Origin of the sequence: Corynebacterium sp. HMSC076D02, assembly GCF_001813815.1 — a bacterium.
Classification (GTDB): Bacteria; Actinomycetota; Actinomycetes; order Mycobacteriales; family Mycobacteriaceae; genus Corynebacterium; species Corynebacterium simulans.
Genome location: NZ_KV814047.1, coordinates 53,964 through 73,288 on the forward strand (window position 1 = coordinate 53,964; position 19,325 = coordinate 73,288).

Consider the following 19,325-nt stretch of genomic DNA (forward strand, 5'->3'; position numbering starts at 1 on the left):
GTCTTTCCTATTGACCACTTTTGACCCGCAGCGTGCGGCGTAGGTGATCCTGGCATTCGAGTAGCACGCGGCGCAGGGCACGTGGGCGCTCAATGCGCAGGAACTCGTCCGTCGCGCCGTCTGCCATAGGCAGCTCTGGGTAGAGCCCACGGACGAGACGGTTGGCGATTTCGATCGGATGCTCCTGCCAGATCTTGTCCAAGACCGTGAAGAACTCTTCGGCGAAAGGCTCAGTGAGCTGCTTCGAACGTGGCGCGTTGAAAGCGGCCAGCAGGGAATCGACCTCGGCATTCGAGTAAGCGCCAGGTTGCAGGACCATATCAAAGACCTCGCGCTTGTGCCCTGGGAAGGAACGGGATACGCCGAGGTACGCCGCTGCACCGGTCAGCGTATTATCGCGCTGCTTTTCTGCTTCCAGCTCCTCCTTCGTCACTGCCTCACGGGCTGCGAGTGCACGCAGCGCGGCCCAGCGAATATCGGGATCCGTGGCGTCGTCAAGCACTGCACGTAGGCGCTCGTTGGTGTCCTCCGGGCTGTCACCGAGCGCCGCGATGGCCGCGCGCGTGAGCAGCAGGTGGGTATCGGTACCTTTCTCTGCGTCCTGCAGCAGCTGCCAAATGTGGTTGGCAAAGTCGGGTGATTCCGGCAGATAATGGCTAACGGCATACTGCGCATTGTTCAGGGCCGTGGCCAGCAGTGACGGCGACTCCCCTACTGCGTGCCGCAGTACGGTATCGACGTAGTTTTGAGCCGGCCATTCGCCATCGCGCGTGAGGTTCCACAGGGAGGTCCAGATGACGGCGCGGGAAAGCTCATCCTCAATCGCAGAGAGCTTGTCTTGGATGGTGGCAAGCGAGGTTTCGTCGAAGCGCACCTTGGCATAGGTGTGGTCGCCATCGTTAAGCAGCAGCAATGCGGGTGCTGCCAGGCCAGAGGCGGCATCGACAATGGTGCGCGGGCCGGCGACATCGACGTCGAGGACCGCGTACTTGTTGAGATCGGCGTCGAAAAGCGCGGCGTTGAGGCGGTGCGGGCGTGTCTCATCCTCGGCCTCGGCGAGCACGGCCAACTCCGTGATTTTTTCTCCTTCTACGTGCAGCTGCGGGGTCAGGGTATCTGGACCCCAGGTCTTGAGCCATGCTGCAGACCACGCGTCGAGATCGCGCTCGGTGTGGTTTTTCAGCGCATCCAGGAGATCAGCGAAGGTCGCAGCGCCGAAAGCATGGGCCTGGAAGTAGTCCTGCGCGCCCGCATAGAAGTTCTCACGGCCGACGTAGTGCACCAATTGCTTGAGTACGGAAGCGCCCTTGGCATAGGTGATGCCGTCGAAGTTCTGGCGCGCGGCATCCACGTCTGGGATATCGGCCTTGATGGGGTGCGTGGTGGGCAGCTGATCCTGCAGGTAAGCCCAGTTCTTGCGCTGGCCTGCGAAGTTCGCCCACGCCTCGGTGTACTCGGTGGCCTCGACGGAGGAATCCGCGCCCATGAATTCCGCGAATGACTCTTTGAGCCAGAGATCATCCCACCACTTCGGTGTCACGAGATCGCCGAACCACATGTGCGACATCTCGTGCAGGATCGTGTTGGTGCGACCCGCTTGCTGGGCACGGGTGGCCTGGGAGCGGAAGAGGTAGGTCTCGGTGAAGGTCACCAGGCCCGGGTTCTCCATCGCACCCAGGTTGTACTCCGGCACAAAGATGGAATCGTACTTGCCCCACGGATACGGGAACTTGTACGCCTGGTGGAAGAAATCCATGCCTTGCGCAGTGATTTCTAGGATCTCATCGTCGAGGTACTGTTCCATCGACGCACGTGCGAAGGCGCGCAGCTGCGCACTTAGGGTGCCATCCGGCGCGTTCCAGGTGCGCTGCTTGGACACGTAGGGCCCAGCGGCAAAAGAGGTCAGGTAGGTAGAAAGCAGCGGAGTGGATGCGAAGGTGACGCTCACGGAATCGCCGGACTCGCTGCGGTTTTCCTCCGGCTGGTTCGAAAGCAGCTGCCAGCCTGTTGGGCCGCTCAACGTTACCGTGAAATTCGCCTTGAGATCCGGCTGATCGAAGCATGGGAAGATGCGGCGGGCGTCGGAAGGCTCAAGGTGCGAGTAAAGGTAGGTATTCCCATCGGCCTGATCCTGCATGCGGTGCAGGCCCTGTCCGGTGCGCGAATAGCGTGAGGAGCCCGCGATCTCCACGTTGATCTCCTCGCCTACCGGAAGATCGCGCAGGTAGATGCGCCCACCATCAAAGGTATTTTCCACCTCCGTGCCGTTTAGCCGCACGGAATGGACCTTTTCGCCTAAGTAGTCCACGAAGGTCTCAGGTGCGTTAGTAGTAAAGGTGATGCGGGAAGTTACCTCAAATGTCTCCGCCGAGGTAGGCGCGCTGTTGACATCAAGGTGCAAGTGATAAGCGGAAATCTGCAGCGCCGCACTGCGGGCCTGTGCTTCAGCCTGTGTGAGGTTCGCGGTTTTGCGGGAAGTCGTGTTAGCCATGTCGCTTATTTTAGGGATTGCTGTGCCCCGCGACGCCGTTTTTATCTGCTTGGTCTGATTGTTTCGGCTTGGCGGGTGCAAGGACCTTGTGGGAGAACTTTGTGGGAGAACCTTGCGGGAGAGCATTGTGGGCGCATGACTAAACCCCAACATCGACCGCACTTTGGGTGCGTTATCGGTGATGGGGTTTATGGCTGCTAGCCGGGCCAAATCTGGCCGCAAATTTCTTACTGCTTGATAGCGGAGATCTCGAGCTCGATCTTGATTTCCTCGGAGACCAGCACGCCGCCGGTCTTTAGCGGTGCGTTGAAGTCGATGCCGAAGTCGGTGCGGTTAATCTTGGTGGTTGCCTCGAAACCGAAGCGGGTGTTGCCGAATGGATCCTCTGCCAGGCCCTCTGCCTCGACGTTCAGGGTGACCGGCTTGGTGGTGCCCTTGATGGTGAGGTCACCGGTAACGGTGCCGTTGCCAGTTTCGTCAACGTCAAAGGAGGTAGCGCTAAAGGTCAGCTCTGGGTACTGCTCGACGCTAAAGAAGTCATCACCCTTAACGTGTGCGTCGCGGTCCTCGTTGCCGGTGTTGATGGAAGCGGCCTTGATGGTGGCCTCCGCCTTGGAGTCGGCGATGTTCTCAGCGACGGTGATGGTGCCCTCGAACTCGTCGAACTTGCCGCGGGTCTTGGTGACCATTGCGTGGCGAGCTACGAAGCCGATGGTTGAGTGTGCTGGGTCGATTGCGTAAGTGCCTGCGAACATGGTGTTCTCCTAAAAAGTTTCGCTTTTGTTGATGTAACAACATTGATTCTAGTTGCCGTCTTGAAATAGTCAACGCTTTAAGTAAAACTACTATTTCTAAAGACAAAAGCCACCATGCCTAAGCAGGCATGATGGCGCTATTTAGAAATGAATAAAATTATGGCAATCCAACGACTTGCATCTCTGAGACGGCCGTCTTGCCGTCAAACATGATGAGCACGCCGTCGAAGCCCTCCTGGACCTTCTCTAATTCGATGTCCTGCTTGGAAGAGCTCAGCTTACCTTCGGCCAGCTCGGTGCCCTCCGGGTCCTGCGGATCGAAGTCGGCCATGTCGACGCCATAAACCGTGAACTTGTTTCCCGTGGCGCCGTACTGGCTCAGCTGCAGCACGTGCAACTGCGTTTTCTTCTCAAGGGTGACCAGCGCGCCTTCCTCCACGTTGACGCGGTCAGCTGTCTTGCCATCAATGAGCGCCTTCTGCGGCTTATTATCCGGAACCGTGAAGGCTTCCTTTTCCTTCAGCAACACGGGCGGCGTATTCGGGAAGCTCGTTACCGAAGTCGAAGGCTTCGACACTGGCGAGTCATCGCCCACTAGGGACATGATCCACGCCGTCAGCGCCGCCATCAACACCACGAAGACCGTGGCAAAGACGCCCAGCACAATCGCGCCCGATCCCGAGTAGCCGCGGCCGCCGAAGCCTGGGATGGCCTCTGGTTGTTCAACCTTTTCTTCCGGAACGTCGAGCTTGTGGACCTCAGGTGCTTCGCCCTCGCCTTCGAGCTCCGCGTCCTCCTTGGCGAACTCCTCAAGCTTCTGCGCACGCTCGGCCAGTCCGTCTTCGGAATCGGCAATTTCTTGCAGCTCGCTGGAACCCGCGGCCTCGGTCAACAACGTGATCGTGGAGTTGATTCCATCGAGGTCGGTTTCTTCCGTGTTGCGCTCCAGCACAGCGGGGAAAGCCAGCTTTGCGACGCCGTCGGTACCGATCTGCACGCGGCTGCGGTTATCCAGACCCAACACCAAGCCGTTTTCGTGGGCCGTAGCGATATCCGCAACCAGCGGAGCCAGAGCACGTGCGACGGCCTTTGGATCCAGGTTGTGGTCTTCTGCAACCGTCTTCAACGGCGTGCCCTCAATCCAGTCAGCCACTACGAGGCAGCCCTGACGATAGGACAGGATCTTGATGTTTGATGCAATCGCTGAAAGATGAAGCTCGCTGAGCTTGCGGGTATTGCGGGAGATCTCAGCCGAGCGGCGGGCAGCTACCGCCGGGGTGGCCGGTGCCAGCGGAGCCTCACCAGTGGTGTCTACGAAAGTCAGAGAGACGAGCCTGCCAGAGGACTGTTCGCGGGCCTTCCAGAAGCGGGCACCGGGGACGGAGCCGTAGTCTTTCAGCAAGCGGAAGCGGCCATCAGAGACCGGAGCGCCCGGCACCAGGCTCGGGCCGCGGACAATGCCAGCAGACATCGGTGGCGGAACCGGCGAGGAGTTGAATGCGTCTGCCGTGTAGACCGGCTGAATCTCTCGCACCTCCGGTTCTTCGATCTCGATGGCTTCGGCGTGCTCGATCTTGATGATCTTCGACATGCCCGGAATGCGCTGCAGCTGGCGGCCCAAGTTGATGACTTCTGGCAAGCCGGAACGCGAAAGCACGATGCCGGCCACGACCACGAATACAACGCCCAGAAACGCTACTTCGAGCAAGTAGACGATGGAAGGAATGCTGTCCGGCAAGACGCGGTTGAAGCACCAGTGGAGGGCGGTTGCTGCGAGCAAGCCAATGCCACCAGCCAGGGTGGACCAGATGACGGTGGTGCGCAGTTCGCGGCCGCCCAGGCTGCCGAGCTTGCGCTTAAGCAGGAAGCCGCCGATAACCGCACCGGAGAGGAAGCCGAAGCCGTTCGCGGTACCCAGCAGGATGACCACGCGGTCGGTGGAGTCAGCGACCATCGGAGCAAGCAGGGTCAGCGCAATCTTGGTGGCCGTAATGCCGGCGATGATGAAGGTCGGCGTCCAGGTTTCCTCCCGGGCGTAGAAGACGCGCAGGTGCAACAGCACGAGCGCATAAGGAATGAGCGTGAACGCGGAGAAGCTAATAGTCAGGCCGAGCTGCTCTGCGCTCGATGCGCCATAAGCGCCGTATTGGAACAGCGCGCGGGCGATTGGAATACCGAAGCCGGTCATGAAGATGACGATCGGAATAAGAGCGATAAGCGTCAGCTTCGAACCCAGCGTGAGATCGCGCACCACGGCTTCGACATCGCCGTTCGCTGCGTTGCGCGAAAGCCGCGGCATGATGGCGGTCAGCAGCGTGACGCCGATGACGCCATAAGGCACCTGCAGCATTAGCCATGCGTTCTGATAGACCAACATCGCGCCGTGGTCGGCGTAGGAAGCCACCTGGGAAGTGACAATGTAGCCGGCCTGGGAAATGGCAACGTAGACAATAATCGCCAACGCCATTCCGCCGAACTGCTTGATGCGATGATCGATTCCCCACTTCGGGCGCAGATCGATCTTGGCCTTAACCAGATAGGGAACCAAGATGAGGCACTGGACTACCACGCCCAACGTGGTGCCCAAGCCAAGCAAGATGACGTGCTTATCTGTCACGGGGGAAGCTGCCGTCGGATCCAGCTCGCCCGGCAGCAAGCGGTACATCAACAGCACCGTAATGGAAATGACGTTGTTGATAACCGGCGCCCAAGCGCCCGGCCCGAATACATTCTTCGTATTCAGGATCGCCTGGAAGAGCGCGAATAGACCATAGAAGAGGATCTGTGGAAGCAACAGATACGCCATCGACGTGGCCTGGAAGGCATTAACTTTACTGTCTTCCGGGACCATCAATCTGGTAATCAGTGGCGCGAAAACGATCGACAAAATCGTCACCACCGCAAGTAGCGACATCGCCAGGGTAAACAGCCTTCTCACGAAGGTTCTGCCGTTATCCGAGTCTTCCTTTTCGGCTCGAACCAAAACTGGAACCACCAAAGAAGTCAGCACGGCGCCCAGGACAATCTCAGTAATGAGGTTAGGGATCTGGTTTGCCGTACCGAAGGCAGTTCCGACTACTTCGCCGAGGGTTGCGCCAATGAGCATCTGACGCAGGAAGCCAGTGATGCGCGAAAATAGCGTGGCAATCGCCATGGTGCCTGTCGCGCGGACAATCGAGCTATTGGAGTCTGCCTCCTGCTCGTGGTGAGAGCCACGCAGCGTCGACTTGTCTTCTTCCGGAACGACCTGGACGGGTTCGATCCGTTTCTCCGGCACAGGTGCCGGTGGCGTCGGCGTCACGATGCGACGGCGGGAGCCATATTCATTAGTCATAAAAGGAACTAACTATCTCTTTTTCGAACTTTTCTTTTTCTACGGCCCAGCCGGAAGAGCAGGGTCAAAATGAGAGCAAGAGCGGCAATGGCGCCGACTCCGTACACGCTTACGATACCGGCACGAGTCTGAACAGCGATATTTATCGGCTCGGAGATGGTCTGCTGGTTAGGCGTGGCCAACCACAAGCTGATGTCTGTTCGGTCGACGTCCGGCATATCTGCGGTCATGGTTACCGTAATGGAACCCTTTGCTGGGATGCGCACGCGCGACGGAGTGTTGAGAGATGCGTCGTCGGACTCATAGATAAGCGAGGCGTCGACAGGCAGCGGCAGTCCATTTTCCGCCACGATGAGCAGCGGCGATGAATCCGAGACGCGGGTATAGACGTTGCCCGGTGGGATCAGCGACACCGAAGAACGCAGAGTGCGCAGCATCTCAGATTGCTTGGACAGGCGGTAATCAAAGTCCCGGGACAGCGCCAACAGCAGGTCGCGGCGCAGCGGCAGCGTAAACTCATAGCGCGTCATCGCAATCGCCGGGTCGTTGACCATGATGTTGGTCAGCGCATCCGTATAACGCGCCTGCTGCTCCACGCGCACGATATCCGTGTCGCTGTAGGCATTTTCATCCTCATAAGGCGAGCCCGACGGGCGTTCAGTCTCCTCCAACGGCAGCTGCGTCACTGGGCGCGGCTGCACCTTGTCATGCTCGATGAGCCGCGCCGCGGTCTCGAGCACCTTCTGGCCTTTTTCCGGGCTCAGGTTATTGGGCAGCTTGGCCACCACATCTTCTTCACTTGCCGCAATGCTTAGCGATGCCGCGCTGCTCAGCGCCTCAGCCAGCGCAGAGTTCTCTGCCTCATCGTGGCGCAGATACGGGTTGCCGTAGCCCGCCTTCGGATCCAGAAGCGCTCCCAGCGAGGCGTTGAAAGTTGCAGCTTTACCAGACCAGCCGGTGTTATCGGCCACCAGAGCCGGGCGTGAAAACTCCTGGGTGACATACCCGGCGTCGGGAAGCAGCAGCGTCGACGTCGGCTTGCCCAGCAGATCATCGAAGTGGCGGTCGATCGCCTCATTAGTCAAGAACTGATTATTAATGTGGGCTACCGCATTGATATCGGTGTTGCCCCACGGCAGCGCCATCGTGCAATCGATCTGCTTGAGGCGCTCAATCCACGCCTTTGCATCCGCGGAACCGCTGCCCTTCTCGCCGCGCTCTTCGGATTTATCCCTAAACCAAGAGTCGCGCAGGCGTTTGGGGCGCTCCGCAATTGAAGGACGCGTGGAATTGACCGTATAACCATCGGCCATGCGGTTCACCGTATCCACCAGCGCAGGATCCAAAGCCACGCAGCCCGCACCCTTTAAATCATGATCCAGGTAGGAGTCCAGCAACTTATCCAGCCGGCCGCCCTCACGCAGCTCTTCGGCCAGATGATCATCGCTCAAGATGAGGGACTCTCCCCCGGTCTCACCAGGCACGATGTTTATGTCCGCGGTGATCGGGTAGATCAGCGTCAGGGCGTGACGATTTTCCACCGGCGCATTGAAATCAAAGATCATGCGCTCCTCGGCAAAGCTATTGGCCTGCCCATTCTGGGTACCCGTCAGCGTGAAAAGCAGCGGGTAATTGCCCGGCTCCGTCATTGCGAGCGTGGGCTCCTGCCCCAAAGAAAGCGGCGCTTTGATCGTCACTTCCTTGGTATCCCCTGGGCCAATGCTGCCTGCGCTTGTCGACGCCCCGTAGTACGGGTAGGTGCCCGCCGCCAGCTCTTCCTGGGCCTGCGCAGTGGTCGAAATGGCATCGCTGCGCCGACTCGTAATCTGCAGATCCTCGATCTCTTCTTCCGTCGGATTATGGATCCGGAAGGTCGCGGACATGACGCCGTCTTCGGTTGACTCGGTGAGCATGTCGAAGTCGAGCGTGCCCGACGACGTGGTCTGCGTGGTCTGCGCCTGCGCAGGAATCGGGGCAGCCAATGCTCCCGCGAGGATCAGTGCTGCCAGCCGCTTCACCGTGGGGTCGCCTTTCCTGCGGCGGCTTCCTTTCGGGCCAGATCCGGCAGCAGATCGTGCGCGATGCGCGCCAGCTTGCGTTCATCGGCATAAGCCAGGTGCTCGATGAGCTCCGAGACCGGGATCCAGGAGACCTCGGTGACTTCTGGGTCCTCGTCGTTCAAGACGCCGTCGACGAAGCGCAGCAGGTGGTGATGCACCGTCTTGTGGATGCGCACGCCCTCAGAGACGAACCAGTAATCAATCATTCCAAGATCCGCGAAGACCTTGCCGTGAATACCCGTTTCTTCCCAGACCTCACGCTCAGCGGTGACGTTTTTGTCCTCACCGTTTTCCACGTGCCCTTTCGGCATGGACCACAGCAGGCGGCCGCGGCGGTCGAGGCGCCCGATGAGCGCTACATAGATACGGGACAGATCTACCTGGTCCCCATCGACGGCTTCGGCGAGTCCGGACACGACAAGTCCGCCTGCGGAAGTCTCGTCACGCGTGGTCATGTGCGTGGCGGAGCTGCGCTGGGGGCGTCTTTCCGGACGGCGGCGGCGACGCCGTCTGCCGGAACCTTGTTCGTGCTTAGTCATCCTGGTTAATCGTAGTAGACTCACATCCGTGAATTTTCAGGACACTCAGCTAAACGGCGTTGAAAAGACTCTAGCCTCGCTCAGTGGCCTCGCAGAGCAATTTCGTGCTCGCGGAAACCGGCTCTATCTAGTCGGCGGCTCTGTGCGTGACGCGTTGTTGTCGCGCCTCGGCCACGATCTTGACTTCACCACGGATGCGCGTCCCGAGGTGGTCCAGGAGATCTTGGAAGGCTGGGCCGAAAAGGTCTGGGATACCGGCATCGACTTCGGCACTGTATCGGCCGTCTATAAAGGCCAGCAGATCGAGATCACCACTTTCCGCTCCGATTCCTATGATGGGGATTCCCGTAACCCCGAGGTAGTCTTCGGCGACACCCTCGAAGGCGATCTGGTCCGCCGCGACTTCAAGGTCAACGCTATGGCCATCGAGCTCAAGGAAGATGGATTTGAGTTCCACGACCCGATGGGTGGCCTAAGCGATCTGCAAAACAAGATCCTCGATACTCCTGATAAAACGGAGATCTCTTTCCACGATGACCCGCTGCGGATGCTGCGTGCTGCGCGCTTTGCCTCGCAGCTGGAATTCCAGGTGGCAGATCGCGTCAAGGCCGCGATGGAAGAAATGGCCGGCGAGATCCGCCGTATCACCGTCGAACGCGTGCAGGTAGAGCTGGATAAGCTGATCCTGGGCAAGCGCCCGGAAACGGGCATTGACCTGCTCGTTGATACCGGAATCCTAGATCATGTTTTCCCCGAGATCCCAGCGTTGCGTATGGCGCCCGATGAGCATGCACAGCACAAGGACGTCTATGTCCACTCGCTGACCGTGCTGCGGCAGGCCATCGATCAGGAGGAAGAGCCGGACCTTATCCTGCGCTGGGCAGCCTTGCTTCACGACGTCGGCAAGCCCGACACCCGCGATACCACCAACGGCAAGGTGACCTTCCATCACCACGAGGTCGTCGGCGCGAAGCTGGTGCGCAAGCGCCTGCGCAAGTTGAAGTACCCCAAGGCCACCACCGAGGCCATCGGCCAGCTGGTCTACCTGCACATGCGCTTCCATGGCTTTGGTGAAGGCCAATGGACCGACTCCGCCGTGCGCCGCTACGTCACCGACGCGGGCGATCTCCTTCCTCGCCTGCACAAGATCGTGCGCGCCGATTGCACTACCCGCAACGAAAAGAAGGCTCGCCGCCTGCAGCGCACTTACGATCACTTGGAAGAACGCATCGCGGAGATCGCTAAGAAGGAAGATTTGGCCAAGGTGCGTCCGGATCTCGACGGCAACGAGATCATGGAGATCCTCGGCCTGCAGCCCGGGCCGGAGGTTGGCCAAGCTTGGTCTTATCTTAAGGAATTGCGCTTGGAGGAAGGCCCGCTGGGGCGCGAGGTTGCTATTGCGAAGCTGCGTCAGTGGTGGGAGTCTAGGTAAGTAATGTATGCCGATAGACTTTTCAACGCCCTAGAGCGCAACGAGCCCGCCCCCGGCCAGCTTTTGATCGCTGCACCGGGCATGCTTTCTCCTGAATTCGCTCGCTCGGTGATCTTGGTGATCGAGCACAACGACGTGATGACCTTCGGCGTCGATCTGACCAAGCGCTCCGAAGTGGCCGTGTTCAACGTGCTTCCTGAGTGGCTGCCCCTCGTGGCTAAGCCGCAGGCGCTCTACATCGGTGGCCCGATGAATCAGCAATCCGTCATAGCGCTTGGCATGACTAAGCAGGGCGTGCGCATCGAGCAGGAGCCACAGCTCAATAAGCTTGCCCCGCGCCTGGTGCACGTGGATCTGCGTGCCGAGCCCGAGGAGATCGCTGAGCTTGTCGACGGCGCGCGTTTCTTCGCCGGCTACGCGGAGTGGGGCCCTGGCCAATTATCGGAAGAAATTGATCGCGGCGACTGGTATGTTGCTCCGGCGCTTGCGCAAGACGTGCTCACTTCCGGTGCCGCTGACCTGTGGGGCGATGTTATGAAGCGTCAGCCTATGCCGCTGCCTTTGTATTCCACATACCCGGCGAATATTAATGACAACTAATGATCTAGTATTTGCGCATGCGTGAGGAGATTCTTAAAGGTCTGAAAGATACTGCGCCGGTAGCCTTAGGACTCGTACCGCTTGGACTCGCGTTCGGAATCCTGATTGTGCAAACCGGCTACGACTGGTGGTGGGCTCCCATCTTTTCCACCGTTATTTATGCGGGTTCGATGGAGTTCCTCGCCATCAATATGGTTACGGCAGGCACTAGTGCAATTGCCTCGTTGGTCACTGGTTTCATGGTTAACTTCCGCCATATTTTCTACGGGCTTACATTCCCACGAGATAACATCCACAGTCGTCTGGGCCGCGCCTATGCCACTTATGCGCTAACCGACGAAGCCTATGCCATCGTTTCCTCCAAGCCCAAGGATGAGGAAGTTAGCGGCCCACACATCCTTACTATTCAGGGCCTGATTCAGTCCTCCTGGGTGTGCAGCGGAATCGTTGGCGCTCTTGCCGGCCAGGTTATCCCCGCGGATATCAAGGGCCTCGAATTCGCCCTCGTGGCGCTCTTCGTCGTCCTGACCATGGATGCCTTCCAAAACAACAAGGATTACTCTCTGCCGCTTTCCGCAGCAGTGTGTGGCATTCTTTCCGCGGTGCTGTTTCCTGGGCAGGTTCTCATGGTCGCACTGGCAGCCTATTTCTTGCTGCTGTTGATGCGTCACTTCTCTCCGCGTCTGGATACCGCAATGATTCTGCGAAGGGGTGAGCGTTAATGCCAGCAGGCGTAAGTCTGTCCATGGTAGCGGCGGTGTTGTTGCCAATCTGCGTCGTTACTCTGCTGTTGCGTGAGCTGCCCTTTTCCTTCATCAAGGCGCTGAAAGGCAGCCAGTTCATCGGCCTACTCGGTATGACCATGCCGGTGGGCGTTATGACCGTGCTGGTGGTTTATACCGTCTACGGACAAAAAGAAGCGCCCGGCGGAATCCTCGCCGCCTTGATTGGTGTGGCGATTACTGCCGGGCTGCACTGGTGGCGAAAGAGCTCCGCTTTCTCGATCTTCGGCGGAACTGCCGCTTACGTGCTTTTAGTTAACTTCGTCTTCTAACGCTTCCACGCCGAAGCGTCCTATAGGTCTCCGTAGAGCGCCAAAGCCTCGGTCCACAGTGCCGTGAAATCCTCTTCGGAGACATGCTCCGCGCTGATATTCGGGTAATTGTCGTAGGTGTTTGGGTGCGGCACCGTGGATTGCGGGATGTCGGCGTTTCCCACCGATTTATTTGGGGTGGCGGCGCCTGCCACGGCGTCGTTTGGCGCGAGCGCAATCATGCGCAGCATGGTGCAGGTCTCGGCGTCTACTTCTTCCATTTCCGCTACGTGAATGGCGGAACCGACGCCCGGGACCTCCATGGTGGTGCGGATGTACATCAGGGTGCTCATGACTGCCCAGCATACCGGGCAGCCAGCCAGGAGCAGATCATCAGCTGAACCTGGTGGTAGATCATCAGCGGCAGGATCAAAAGCCCCAGTGAGGTCCCACCTGCCGCGAAGATAACTGACGCCATGGGCAGCCCGGTGGCGAGAGACTTCTTGGAACCACAGAATTCGATGGCGATGACGTCCTCGCGCCCGAACCCGATGTGGGAGCTAATGATGCGCGTTAGCCACAGCATGAAGGCCACCATAGCGATGGAAAGCGCCACGAGGGACACCAGCTCCCAGATCTTGATTGAGCCCCAGATGCCGTCGACCACTCCCTTGGAGAAGGCGCCATAAACCACCATCGCGATCGAACCACGGTCGACGATCTTTGTGCCTTTGTTAGCGGCAAAGTCCTTTACCCAGCGACGCGTGAGTTGACCTAAAACGAAAGGTGCAAGCAGAAGCAGACTGATCTCCAGGAAGACTCCCCCGTCTACCGATATGCCATCTCCCGCGCCCATCAGCGCCATGACTAACAAAGGAGTTAGGACGACTCCGACTAGGTTTGAGGCCGAGGCAGACACGATGGCTCCCGCGACATTTCCTTTCGCCACCGAGGTAAAGGCCACCGAGGATTGCACTGTTGATGGCACCAGCGTCAGGAACAGGATTCCCAGATACATGTCCTGTGAAATGAATGCCGTAAGTGGGCGAAGTGCTAATCCCAGCAACGGATAGGCCATGAAAGTAAAAGCCAAGATCGTTAAATGTAAGCGCCAATTCTTCAGGCCTGCCAGTGCCTCCGCAGTAGAAAGACGAGCACCGTAGAGGAAGAACAGCAGTGCAATAACGATGTTCGTTAACGAGTCGAAGACTGCGGCAAATTCTCCTCTGGCCGGGAAAACAATAGCGACTATTACCGCGGAGATGATGAGCAATATGAGCGGATCTATCTTCTTGAGGCGCGAAGTCATGAGCAAATCTTATCGGTAGCATGTGAGCATGACTAAGTTATTTACTCCGCTAACCTTGCGCGGCGTCGAGTTTCCCAACCGCGTGTGGATGCCGCCGATGTGTCAGTATCAGGCAGTAGAAGGCGTACCTCAGCCCTGGCATATGGTTCACTATGGCTCACATGCTGCCGGCGGCTTTGGCCTCAGCATCGTAGAGGCCACCGCCGTCGCCCCAGAAGGCCGCATCTCCCCGCAGTGCGCCGGTATCTGGACCGACGAGCAGCGCGATAAGTGGAAGGAAATCGTCGACTTCGCGCATAGCGTTAATGCTCGCATCGGCATTCAGCTGGGCCATGCCGGGCGCAAGGCTTCTACCTATCCGATGCTGCCCAGCTACGCGCGCGGCTCCGTCCCCGTCTCCGAAGGTGGCTGGGAAACTCTAGGTCCCTCGCCCATCGCTTATCCCAACTATGCGGTTCCACGGGAGATGGCTCCTGCCGACATCGCACGCGTGGTGGAAGACTTTGCCTCCGCAGCAAAGCGCAGTGTTGGGGCCGGCTTTGACGCAATCGAGCTCCATATGGCGCATGGCTACTTGCTGCACAACTTCTTGAGCCCGCTGAGCAACCAGCGCAACGATGAGTATGGCGGCAGCCTGGAAAACCGTTTGCGCCTTCCCCTTGAGGTTGTCGACGCAGTGCGTGCGGTAATCCCCGAGGAGATGCCGCTTATCGCGCGTGTCTCTGCCACCGATTGGATCTTTGATCGTCCAGCTTGGGATGTCGAGGACACCGTCACCCTTGCCGTGCAGCTGCGTGAACGTGGGGTCGACTTGATTGACGTATCTACCGGCGGCAACGTGCATGCCGACATTCCGGTTGGACCTGAATATCAGGTGGACTGTGCCACTAAGGTCCGTGAAGCGGGCCTGCCGGTTTCGGCGGTTGGCCTCATTACTGAGCCGCAGCACGCCGAAGAAATTCTTGCTGCCGATCGAGCCGATGTCATTGAGGTTGGCCGTGCCGCTCTGAAGGATCCCTATTGGCCGCGACGCGCTGCTGAAGAACTCGGTTCACCGTTGGAGGCGCTCCCCTCCTATAGCCGCGCCCGGTGATTGGGGCTTAATGTTTCGGCGTTATTAATCAAAAGAGGGAGCGTTTCACGTGAAACACTCCCCCTTTTTGGTCTTAAGCCGAGACGTTTTTAACCTTGTCGCCCTCGGTCTCGACGTCATATTCGGTTAGCGGTTTGGTTCCAGGGCCGTCGATGACGGAGCCGTCTTCCAAGTTGTAGGAAGTAAAATGCGTGGTGCAGGTTGCCGTCATCTCGTCGATCTGGGTGATTAGGCTGCCCTGGTGTGGGCAAGTCTGCGAGTATGCTTTAAACTCACCCTTCTTGGGTTGCGCGAAGATGACCTTGTCTACAATGACGGCCGAGCCGACCGGAACCTCGGTGGCTGCGATTTCTGCGCTTGGTTCCTTACCGCATGCGGCAAGGTAGGCGCCCGCGAAGGTGGTTGCGGAGCCGAGAAGGAAGATGCGACGTGAACACTGAGTCATGTGTCTACCCTATCGCATTCTTTCGGAAAATCGGCTCAGTTTCCTTTCGGTCGGTGAGGCCAAGTCTTGGAATAAACAAATTCTTTATACTCCCCATTTTCGGCTGACATTAGTTGCCAATCTTAAAGTCACTCATGACGATAAGTCCTTAGACTATCTGATTTGTTAATTAACGTCACTGTGTCTTTATGAAACTCTATGAAAATAGCCCCCGCAGCGCGAGGGCTGAAGGCTTGCTAGGCGTGATCTGCTTGCTCGGCTGCCTTGCGGAGCGCCCCGAGATCTACCTCGGGTTCGGTGGAGCCGCATCCATCGTCGCCACAGTTGCAGCTGTCACCGCAGCCCTCTTCTGCCTTGTGGGCTTCATCCCACAGGAAGGCTGCGCGAGAACCCATGTTAGATCCGATGGACAGCGCCAGGATGGAAATCACAAAAGTCAGGGCCGGGATGGTCCACATCCAGCCGCGTGCGGAGATCGCCACGACTCCGCCGAAGAGCAAAGAGACACCAGCGAGCATCCAGAATGGGCCGGCGATTCCATGAGCATTGTCCCAAGCTTCCTTAGTCTTGCGGATTTCTACCAGGCGGAGGCCCACGACACTATTACCGGGGAGCTTACGCGCGGTGGCGAGGCCGCCCACGATGAGGAAGATGGCGGCGAGGGTAAAGAAGATGATGGCTATCGCGAGCATGTCCCCTAGTTTATCCCTGAATTTGCCAGAAGAAAATCCAGCTCTTCGTGGGTTCGCGGTGATTTTACGATGAGTGTGAAAAGCTGCTCGTTTGGTAACATTCTGCTCGTGTTGTGCCAAAGAAAACAGTGGTCACACGCACCACATAACAATGAAAAGATAGCTAAATGAACCTCAAGAGTATTACTAGCTCTTTGCTCTTTAAGATCGTCGCTGCGATCATATTGGGCATTGCTGCTAGCTTCATTCTGCCGGAATGGGCCGCGCGCATCTTCGCCACGTTCAATGGGCTCTTCGGAAACTTTCTGGGCTTCTTCATCCCAGTTCTGATTTTCGCCCTCGTGGCGCCTGCGATTGCGGGGCTTGGTCGCGGCGCTGGCAAATGGCTCGGAATGACGGTCGCACTCGCGTATGGCTCCACGATTCTCGCGGGCTTCATTGCCTATGGATTGTCAGTCGCGCTTTATCCAACGATGCTTGCGGGCCAGACCATCGATACCAACGTTTCCGATATTGAGGAAGGTGCGCTGCAGCCCTACTTCACCGTGGATATGCCGCCACCTTTCGAAGTAATGTCGGCGTTGCTTTTGTCCTTCTGTATCGGCGTTGCGATGACTGCGGTGAAGTCCGACACTCTCTACGCGGTGACCAAAGAGCTGGAAGCCGTCGTAGTCAAGATCATCTGGGGATTCGTCGTTCCGCTTCTGCCGATCTACATCTTCGGCATGTTCTTGTCGCTGGGAATGAATGGCAATCTTGGCGACGTCCTCGTTGCCTTCTCTAAGGTGCTTATCCTCGCCGTCGTCATGACCATCGTGTACCTCCTCTTCCAGTACCTGGTTGCTGGCGCAATCGCGCGCAAGAATCCCTTCGTCGCGCTAAAGAATATGGCGCCGGCCTATTTCACCGCGCTGGGTACCTCATCCTCAGCTGCCACGATTCCGGTCTCCCTAGAGTCCACGCTCAAGAATGGCATCTCTCGTCCCGTGGCTGGTTTCGTCATTCCACTCGGCGCAACCATCCACATCTCGGGCTCGATGATCAAGCTGACCCTGTACGCTTTCGCCATCGTCACGATGACGGGCATGGATGTTTCCTTCGGCGAGGCGGCAGGGTTCATCTTCCTTCTGGCCATCATGATGGTTGCTGCGCCTGGCGTCCCAGGCGGTGCGGTGATGGTTGCGGTGGGTCTTCTGCAGGCACACATGGGCTTCGATGATTCCCTCGTGGCGCTCATGATTGCGGCATACATTGCCATCGACTCGGTCGGTACCGCAGCGAATGTCACCGGCGACGGCGCAATCGCGATGATTGTGGATCGCTTCGCACGCGGCAAGATTGAGGGCCTTGACGAGGAGACCACTACCCCAGCCGAGCAACAATAAAGCTGGCTTTATAGGCGCTAAATCCAAAATAAAGACCCGAGGAAAGTTCATGCGAGAACTTCCTCGGGTCTTTTTATATGCGTTTTGATGCGCTCAGTTTTTTAAGTGCCGCTACTTCTTGGTCGCCGCCTTCATGGATGCGACGAAGTCGGTGATGTCTTGCTTAAGGGCATCGACATCAATGTCGGTTTCACGTGAAACGTGCTTCTCAATGATCTTGGTGATTGCGGAGCCGGTGATCGCGCCCGCTGCGCCGGCAGCGATGGCATCGGCAACGTGTTCTGGGGTGGAGATGCCGAAGCCGAGGAGAACCGGAGCGCCTTCGAAGCGCTTTACGTTGGCAACCACCTCGTCGAGGCCGCGGGTCTCCGAGGCTTTCTCCGTACCAGTCACGCCGTCGCGGGAGATGGCATAAATGTAACCCTTGGAGTACTTAGCCACGCCTGCCAAGGTCTTCTCGCTCGCCTGTGCCGGGGCGATGAAGATTGGGTCGACACCAGCCTTTTCCGCGGCCGCGACGAATGGGGCGCCTTCGCGCACCGGGACGTCGGGAAGCAGGATGCTATCTGCACCCGCATCGCGGAACTCCTGATAGAAGTTCTCGATGCCGCGGGTGAATGGGACGTTGCCGTAGATCAGCATGCCGATGGGAAGCTTCGGAAACTCGGAGCGAATCTGCTTGATCTGCTCAATTGCGGCATCGACGGTCGCGCCGTTGGCCAGCGCGCGGATGTGCGAGGCCTGAATCGTCGGGCCATCGGCAACTGGGTCAGAGAAAGGAACGCCCAACTCGAGGGCGTCGGCACCGCCGGCGACGGCCGCGCGGACGATCTCCAGAGCTACTTCCGGAGAGGGATCGCTCAGCATGATGAAAGGAACGAATGCTCCCTCGTCCTTGAGGGTGGCAAACAGGGTGTCGTAGCGGCTCATTAGTTTTCCTCCTTGAGGCGCAGCTGTGGGTTCTGCTCGAGGGTGCGACGGACATGGTCGATGTCTTTATCGCCGCGGCCAGAAAGGGATACGAGGATGGTGATGTCTTCTTCTTTACGCTTCAACGCATAGGCGAGGGCGTGGGAAGATTCGAGGGCCGGGATGATGCCCTCCTTCTTGCTCAGTAGCTGAAAGGCTTCGAGTGCCTCGGCATCGGTGATGCCGACGTACTTAGCGCGGCCGGTCTTAGACAGGTGTGCGTGTTGTGGGCCGACACCCGGGTAATCCAGGCCGGCGGAGATGGAGTAAGACTCCTCTACTTGGCCGTCAGCATTGCGCATCAGATAGGAGCGCGCGCCGTGGAGGATGCCCACCGTTCCGTTGTTGATGGTGGCACCGTGCTTACCGGAGTCGAGGCTCTCGCCTCCTGGCTCAGCGCCAACTAGCTCGACTCCCTCGTCCTCGATGAAATCGGCGAACATGCCGATGGCGTTGGAGCCGCCGCCGACACAGGCGACGACGAGGTCCGGCAGTTCGCCGGTTTGTTCAATCATCTGCGCCTTTGCCTCTTCGGAAATCACCTTGTGGAACTCGCGCACGATGGTTGGGAACGGGTGTGGGCCGGCTGCAGTACCGAGGAGATAGTGGGACTCGTGGAAGGTTGCGGTCCAATCGCGCAGTGCTTCGTTAACGGCGTCCTTGAGGGTGCCGGAACCGGTGTCGACGGGGACGACCTTGGCGCCCATGAGTTCCATGCGGTAGACGTTGGGCTGCTGGCGCTCGACGTCCTTGGCTCCCATGTAGACCACGCACTCAAGGTCGAGCAGCGCGCAAGCCAGTGCGGTGGCGGTGCCATGCTGGCCGGCGCCGGTCTCTGCGATGATGCGGGTCTTGCCCATGCGCTTGGCCAGCAGGGCCTGGCCGATTACCTGGTTCGTCTTGTGTGCGCCGCCGTGCACCAAGTCCTCGCGCTTGAGGAAGATGCGGGCCTTGCCGCCGAGCTTGGTCGCTTTGGTCAGCGGAGTCGGGCGGCCGAGGTAATCCTTCAGGTAGCCGGCGAGCTCCTCACGGAAGGAGGGATCGTTTTGGGCATCGACGAAGGCTTGCTCAAGCTGATCGAGAGCTGGGATGAGGGATTCTGGCACGAATTGCCCGCCGAATTCACCGAAGTAGGCCGGGAGCAAGGTTTCCCTGGTTTCTTGTGTTTCAGTCATGTTCTTTCCTGTG

General features: G+C 58.5%; 17 protein-coding genes. 6 read left to right on the plus strand and 11 right to left on the minus strand.

Annotated features, from left to right (window positions below):
• Positions 1 to 7: 7 nt before the first annotated feature.
• The 5 genes from pepN to HMPREF2935_RS06940 all read right to left on the minus strand — a co-directional run bounded on the left by pepN (position 8) and on the right by HMPREF2935_RS06940 (position 9,179).
• On the minus strand, positions 8 to 2,491 hold the full coding sequence (gene pepN / locus HMPREF2935_RS06920) for an aminopeptidase N (RefSeq protein ID WP_061925492.1): 2,484 nt from the start codon (positions 2,489 to 2,491) through the stop codon (positions 8 to 10).
• Between the two features lie 227 nt (positions 2,492 to 2,718).
• The gene (locus HMPREF2935_RS06925) at positions 2,719 to 3,246 is read right to left on the minus strand and encodes a YceI family protein (protein ID WP_070732520.1); all 528 of its coding nucleotides are present in this window, start codon (positions 3,244 to 3,246) and stop codon (positions 2,719 to 2,721) included.
• Between the two features lie 157 nt (positions 3,247 to 3,403).
• Positions 3,404 to 6,580: a murein biosynthesis integral membrane protein MurJ gene (murJ, locus tag HMPREF2935_RS06930; protein WP_070732522.1), complete on the minus strand. Its 3,177-nt coding sequence runs from the start codon at positions 6,578 to 6,580 to the stop codon at positions 3,404 to 3,406.
• A gap of 8 nt (positions 6,581 to 6,588) precedes the next feature.
• Positions 6,589 to 8,598 (minus strand): DUF6049 family protein, encoded by a 2,010-nt coding sequence (locus HMPREF2935_RS06935; RefSeq protein WP_070732524.1) that lies wholly within the window; start codon positions 8,596 to 8,598, stop codon positions 6,589 to 6,591.
• Positions 8,595 to 9,179, minus strand: coding sequence for an NUDIX hydrolase (locus HMPREF2935_RS06940; protein WP_061925480.1), 585 nt, complete (start codon positions 9,177 to 9,179; stop codon positions 8,595 to 8,597). The genes HMPREF2935_RS06935 and HMPREF2935_RS06940 overlap by 4 nt, the downstream gene beginning before the upstream one ends.
• 28 nt (positions 9,180 to 9,207) lie before the next feature.
• Here HMPREF2935_RS06940 and HMPREF2935_RS06945 point away from each other — a divergent pair, with 28 nt between their 5' ends.
• The 4 genes from HMPREF2935_RS06945 to HMPREF2935_RS06960 are packed head-to-tail and all read left to right on the plus strand — an operon-like array spanning position 9,208 to position 12,265.
• Positions 9,208 to 10,611 (plus strand): CCA tRNA nucleotidyltransferase, encoded by a 1,404-nt coding sequence (locus HMPREF2935_RS06945; RefSeq protein WP_070732526.1) that lies wholly within the window; start codon positions 9,208 to 9,210, stop codon positions 10,609 to 10,611.
• Between the two features lie 3 nt (positions 10,612 to 10,614).
• Positions 10,615 to 11,211 (plus strand): YqgE/AlgH family protein, encoded by a 597-nt coding sequence (locus HMPREF2935_RS06950; protein ID WP_070732529.1) that lies wholly within the window; start codon positions 10,615 to 10,617, stop codon positions 11,209 to 11,211.
• A gap of 17 nt (positions 11,212 to 11,228) precedes the next feature.
• The gene (locus tag HMPREF2935_RS06955) at positions 11,229 to 11,933 is read left to right on the plus strand and encodes an AzlC family ABC transporter permease (RefSeq protein WP_061925471.1); all 705 of its coding nucleotides are present in this window, start codon (positions 11,229 to 11,231) and stop codon (positions 11,931 to 11,933) included.
• A complete protein-coding gene (locus HMPREF2935_RS06960; RefSeq protein WP_061925468.1) occupies positions 11,933 to 12,265 on the plus strand; it encodes a branched-chain amino acid transporter permease in 333 nt (110 codons plus the stop codon). Before HMPREF2935_RS06955 ends, HMPREF2935_RS06960 begins: the two co-directional genes overlap by 1 nt.
• 20 nt (positions 12,266 to 12,285) lie before the next feature.
• Here the strand turns inward: HMPREF2935_RS06960 and HMPREF2935_RS06965 are convergent, their stop codons facing one another.
• Together HMPREF2935_RS06965 and HMPREF2935_RS06970 are read right to left on the minus strand one after the other, a co-directional pair.
• Positions 12,286 to 12,597 (minus strand): hypothetical protein, encoded by a 312-nt coding sequence (locus tag HMPREF2935_RS06965; RefSeq protein WP_061925465.1) that lies wholly within the window; start codon positions 12,595 to 12,597, stop codon positions 12,286 to 12,288.
• Positions 12,594 to 13,553, minus strand: a complete 960-nt coding sequence (locus tag HMPREF2935_RS06970) for a bile acid:sodium symporter family protein (protein WP_070732532.1) — start codon at positions 13,551 to 13,553, stop codon at positions 12,594 to 12,596. The genes HMPREF2935_RS06965 and HMPREF2935_RS06970 overlap by 4 nt, the downstream gene beginning before the upstream one ends.
• 28 nt (positions 13,554 to 13,581) lie before the next feature.
• On the opposite strand from HMPREF2935_RS06970, the gene HMPREF2935_RS06975 reads away from it, so the two are divergent.
• Positions 13,582 to 14,646 carry an NADH:flavin oxidoreductase/NADH oxidase gene (locus tag HMPREF2935_RS06975; protein WP_070732534.1) on the plus strand — a complete coding sequence of 355 codons (1,065 nt, stop codon included), beginning with the start codon at positions 13,582 to 13,584 and terminating at the stop codon, positions 14,644 to 14,646.
• Positions 14,647 to 14,719: 73 nt separating this feature from the next.
• Here the strand turns inward: HMPREF2935_RS06975 and HMPREF2935_RS06980 are convergent, their stop codons facing one another.
• Both HMPREF2935_RS06980 and HMPREF2935_RS06985 read right to left on the minus strand, forming a co-directional pair.
• Positions 14,720 to 15,091 carry a Rieske (2Fe-2S) protein gene (locus tag HMPREF2935_RS06980; protein ID WP_070732536.1) on the minus strand — a complete coding sequence of 124 codons (372 nt, stop codon included), beginning with the start codon at positions 15,089 to 15,091 and terminating at the stop codon, positions 14,720 to 14,722.
• 236 nt (positions 15,092 to 15,327) lie between these two features.
• Entirely contained in the window at positions 15,328 to 15,783 is a 456-nt protein-coding gene (locus HMPREF2935_RS06985; protein WP_070732538.1) for an SdpI family protein, read from the minus strand.
• Between the two features lie 167 nt (positions 15,784 to 15,950).
• Between HMPREF2935_RS06985 and HMPREF2935_RS06990 the strand changes: the two genes are divergently transcribed.
• Entirely contained in the window at positions 15,951 to 17,168 is a 1,218-nt protein-coding gene (locus HMPREF2935_RS06990; protein ID WP_061925454.1) for a dicarboxylate/amino acid:cation symporter, read from the plus strand.
• Positions 17,169 to 17,279: 111 nt separating this feature from the next.
• Here HMPREF2935_RS06990 and trpA read toward each other — a convergent pair whose 3' ends face one another.
• A complete protein-coding gene (trpA, locus tag HMPREF2935_RS06995) occupies positions 17,280 to 18,098 on the minus strand; it encodes a tryptophan synthase subunit alpha (RefSeq protein ID WP_070732540.1) in 819 nt (272 codons plus the stop codon).
• Positions 18,098 to 19,312: a tryptophan synthase subunit beta gene (gene trpB, locus HMPREF2935_RS07000; protein ID WP_070732542.1), complete on the minus strand. Its 1,215-nt coding sequence runs from the start codon at positions 19,310 to 19,312 to the stop codon at positions 18,098 to 18,100. The genes trpA and trpB overlap by 1 nt, the downstream gene beginning before the upstream one ends.
• Positions 19,313 to 19,325 lie beyond the last annotated feature (13 nt).

What these genes read in the sequence shown, in the direction of transcription:
- pepN (WP_061925492.1), bottom strand. Translation starts at nt 2,491, where the DNA reads ATGGCTAACACGACTTCCCGCAAAACCGCGAACCTCACACAGGCTGAA.
- HMPREF2935_RS06980 (WP_070732536.1), bottom strand. Translation starts at nt 15,091, where the DNA reads ATGACTCAGTGTTCACGTCGCATCTTCCTTCTCGGCTCCGCAACCACC.
- murJ (WP_070732522.1), bottom strand. Translation starts at nt 6,580, where the DNA reads ATGACTAATGAATATGGCTCCCGCCGTCGCATCGTGACGCCGACGCCA.
- HMPREF2935_RS06940 (WP_061925480.1), bottom strand. Translation starts at nt 9,179, where the DNA reads ATGACTAAGCACGAACAAGGTTCCGGCAGACGGCGTCGCCGCCGCCGT.
- HMPREF2935_RS06965 (WP_061925465.1), bottom strand. Translation starts at nt 12,597, where the DNA reads ATGAGCACCCTGATGTACATCCGCACCACCATGGAGGTCCCGGGCGTC.
- HMPREF2935_RS06985 (WP_070732538.1), bottom strand. Translation starts at nt 15,783, where the DNA reads ATGCTCGCGATAGCCATCATCTTCTTTACCCTCGCCGCCATCTTCCTC.
- HMPREF2935_RS06950 (WP_070732529.1), top strand. Translation starts at nt 10,615, where the DNA reads ATGTATGCCGATAGACTTTTCAACGCCCTAGAGCGCAACGAGCCCGCC.
- HMPREF2935_RS06955 (WP_061925471.1), top strand. Translation starts at nt 11,229, where the DNA reads ATGCGTGAGGAGATTCTTAAAGGTCTGAAAGATACTGCGCCGGTAGCC.
- HMPREF2935_RS06970 (WP_070732532.1), bottom strand. Translation starts at nt 13,553, where the DNA reads ATGACTTCGCGCCTCAAGAAGATAGATCCGCTCATATTGCTCATCATC.
- HMPREF2935_RS06975 (WP_070732534.1), top strand. Translation starts at nt 13,582, where the DNA reads ATGACTAAGTTATTTACTCCGCTAACCTTGCGCGGCGTCGAGTTTCCC.
- trpA (WP_070732540.1), bottom strand. Translation starts at nt 18,098, where the DNA reads ATGAGCCGCTACGACACCCTGTTTGCCACCCTCAAGGACGAGGGAGCA.
- HMPREF2935_RS06925 (WP_070732520.1), bottom strand. Translation starts at nt 3,246, where the DNA reads ATGTTCGCAGGCACTTACGCAATCGACCCAGCACACTCAACCATCGGC.
- HMPREF2935_RS06990 (WP_061925454.1), top strand. Translation starts at nt 15,951, where the DNA reads ATGAACCTCAAGAGTATTACTAGCTCTTTGCTCTTTAAGATCGTCGCT.
- trpB (WP_070732542.1), bottom strand. Translation starts at nt 19,312, where the DNA reads ATGACTGAAACACAAGAAACCAGGGAAACCTTGCTCCCGGCCTACTTC.
- HMPREF2935_RS06960 (WP_061925468.1), top strand. Translation starts at nt 11,933, where the DNA reads ATGCCAGCAGGCGTAAGTCTGTCCATGGTAGCGGCGGTGTTGTTGCCA.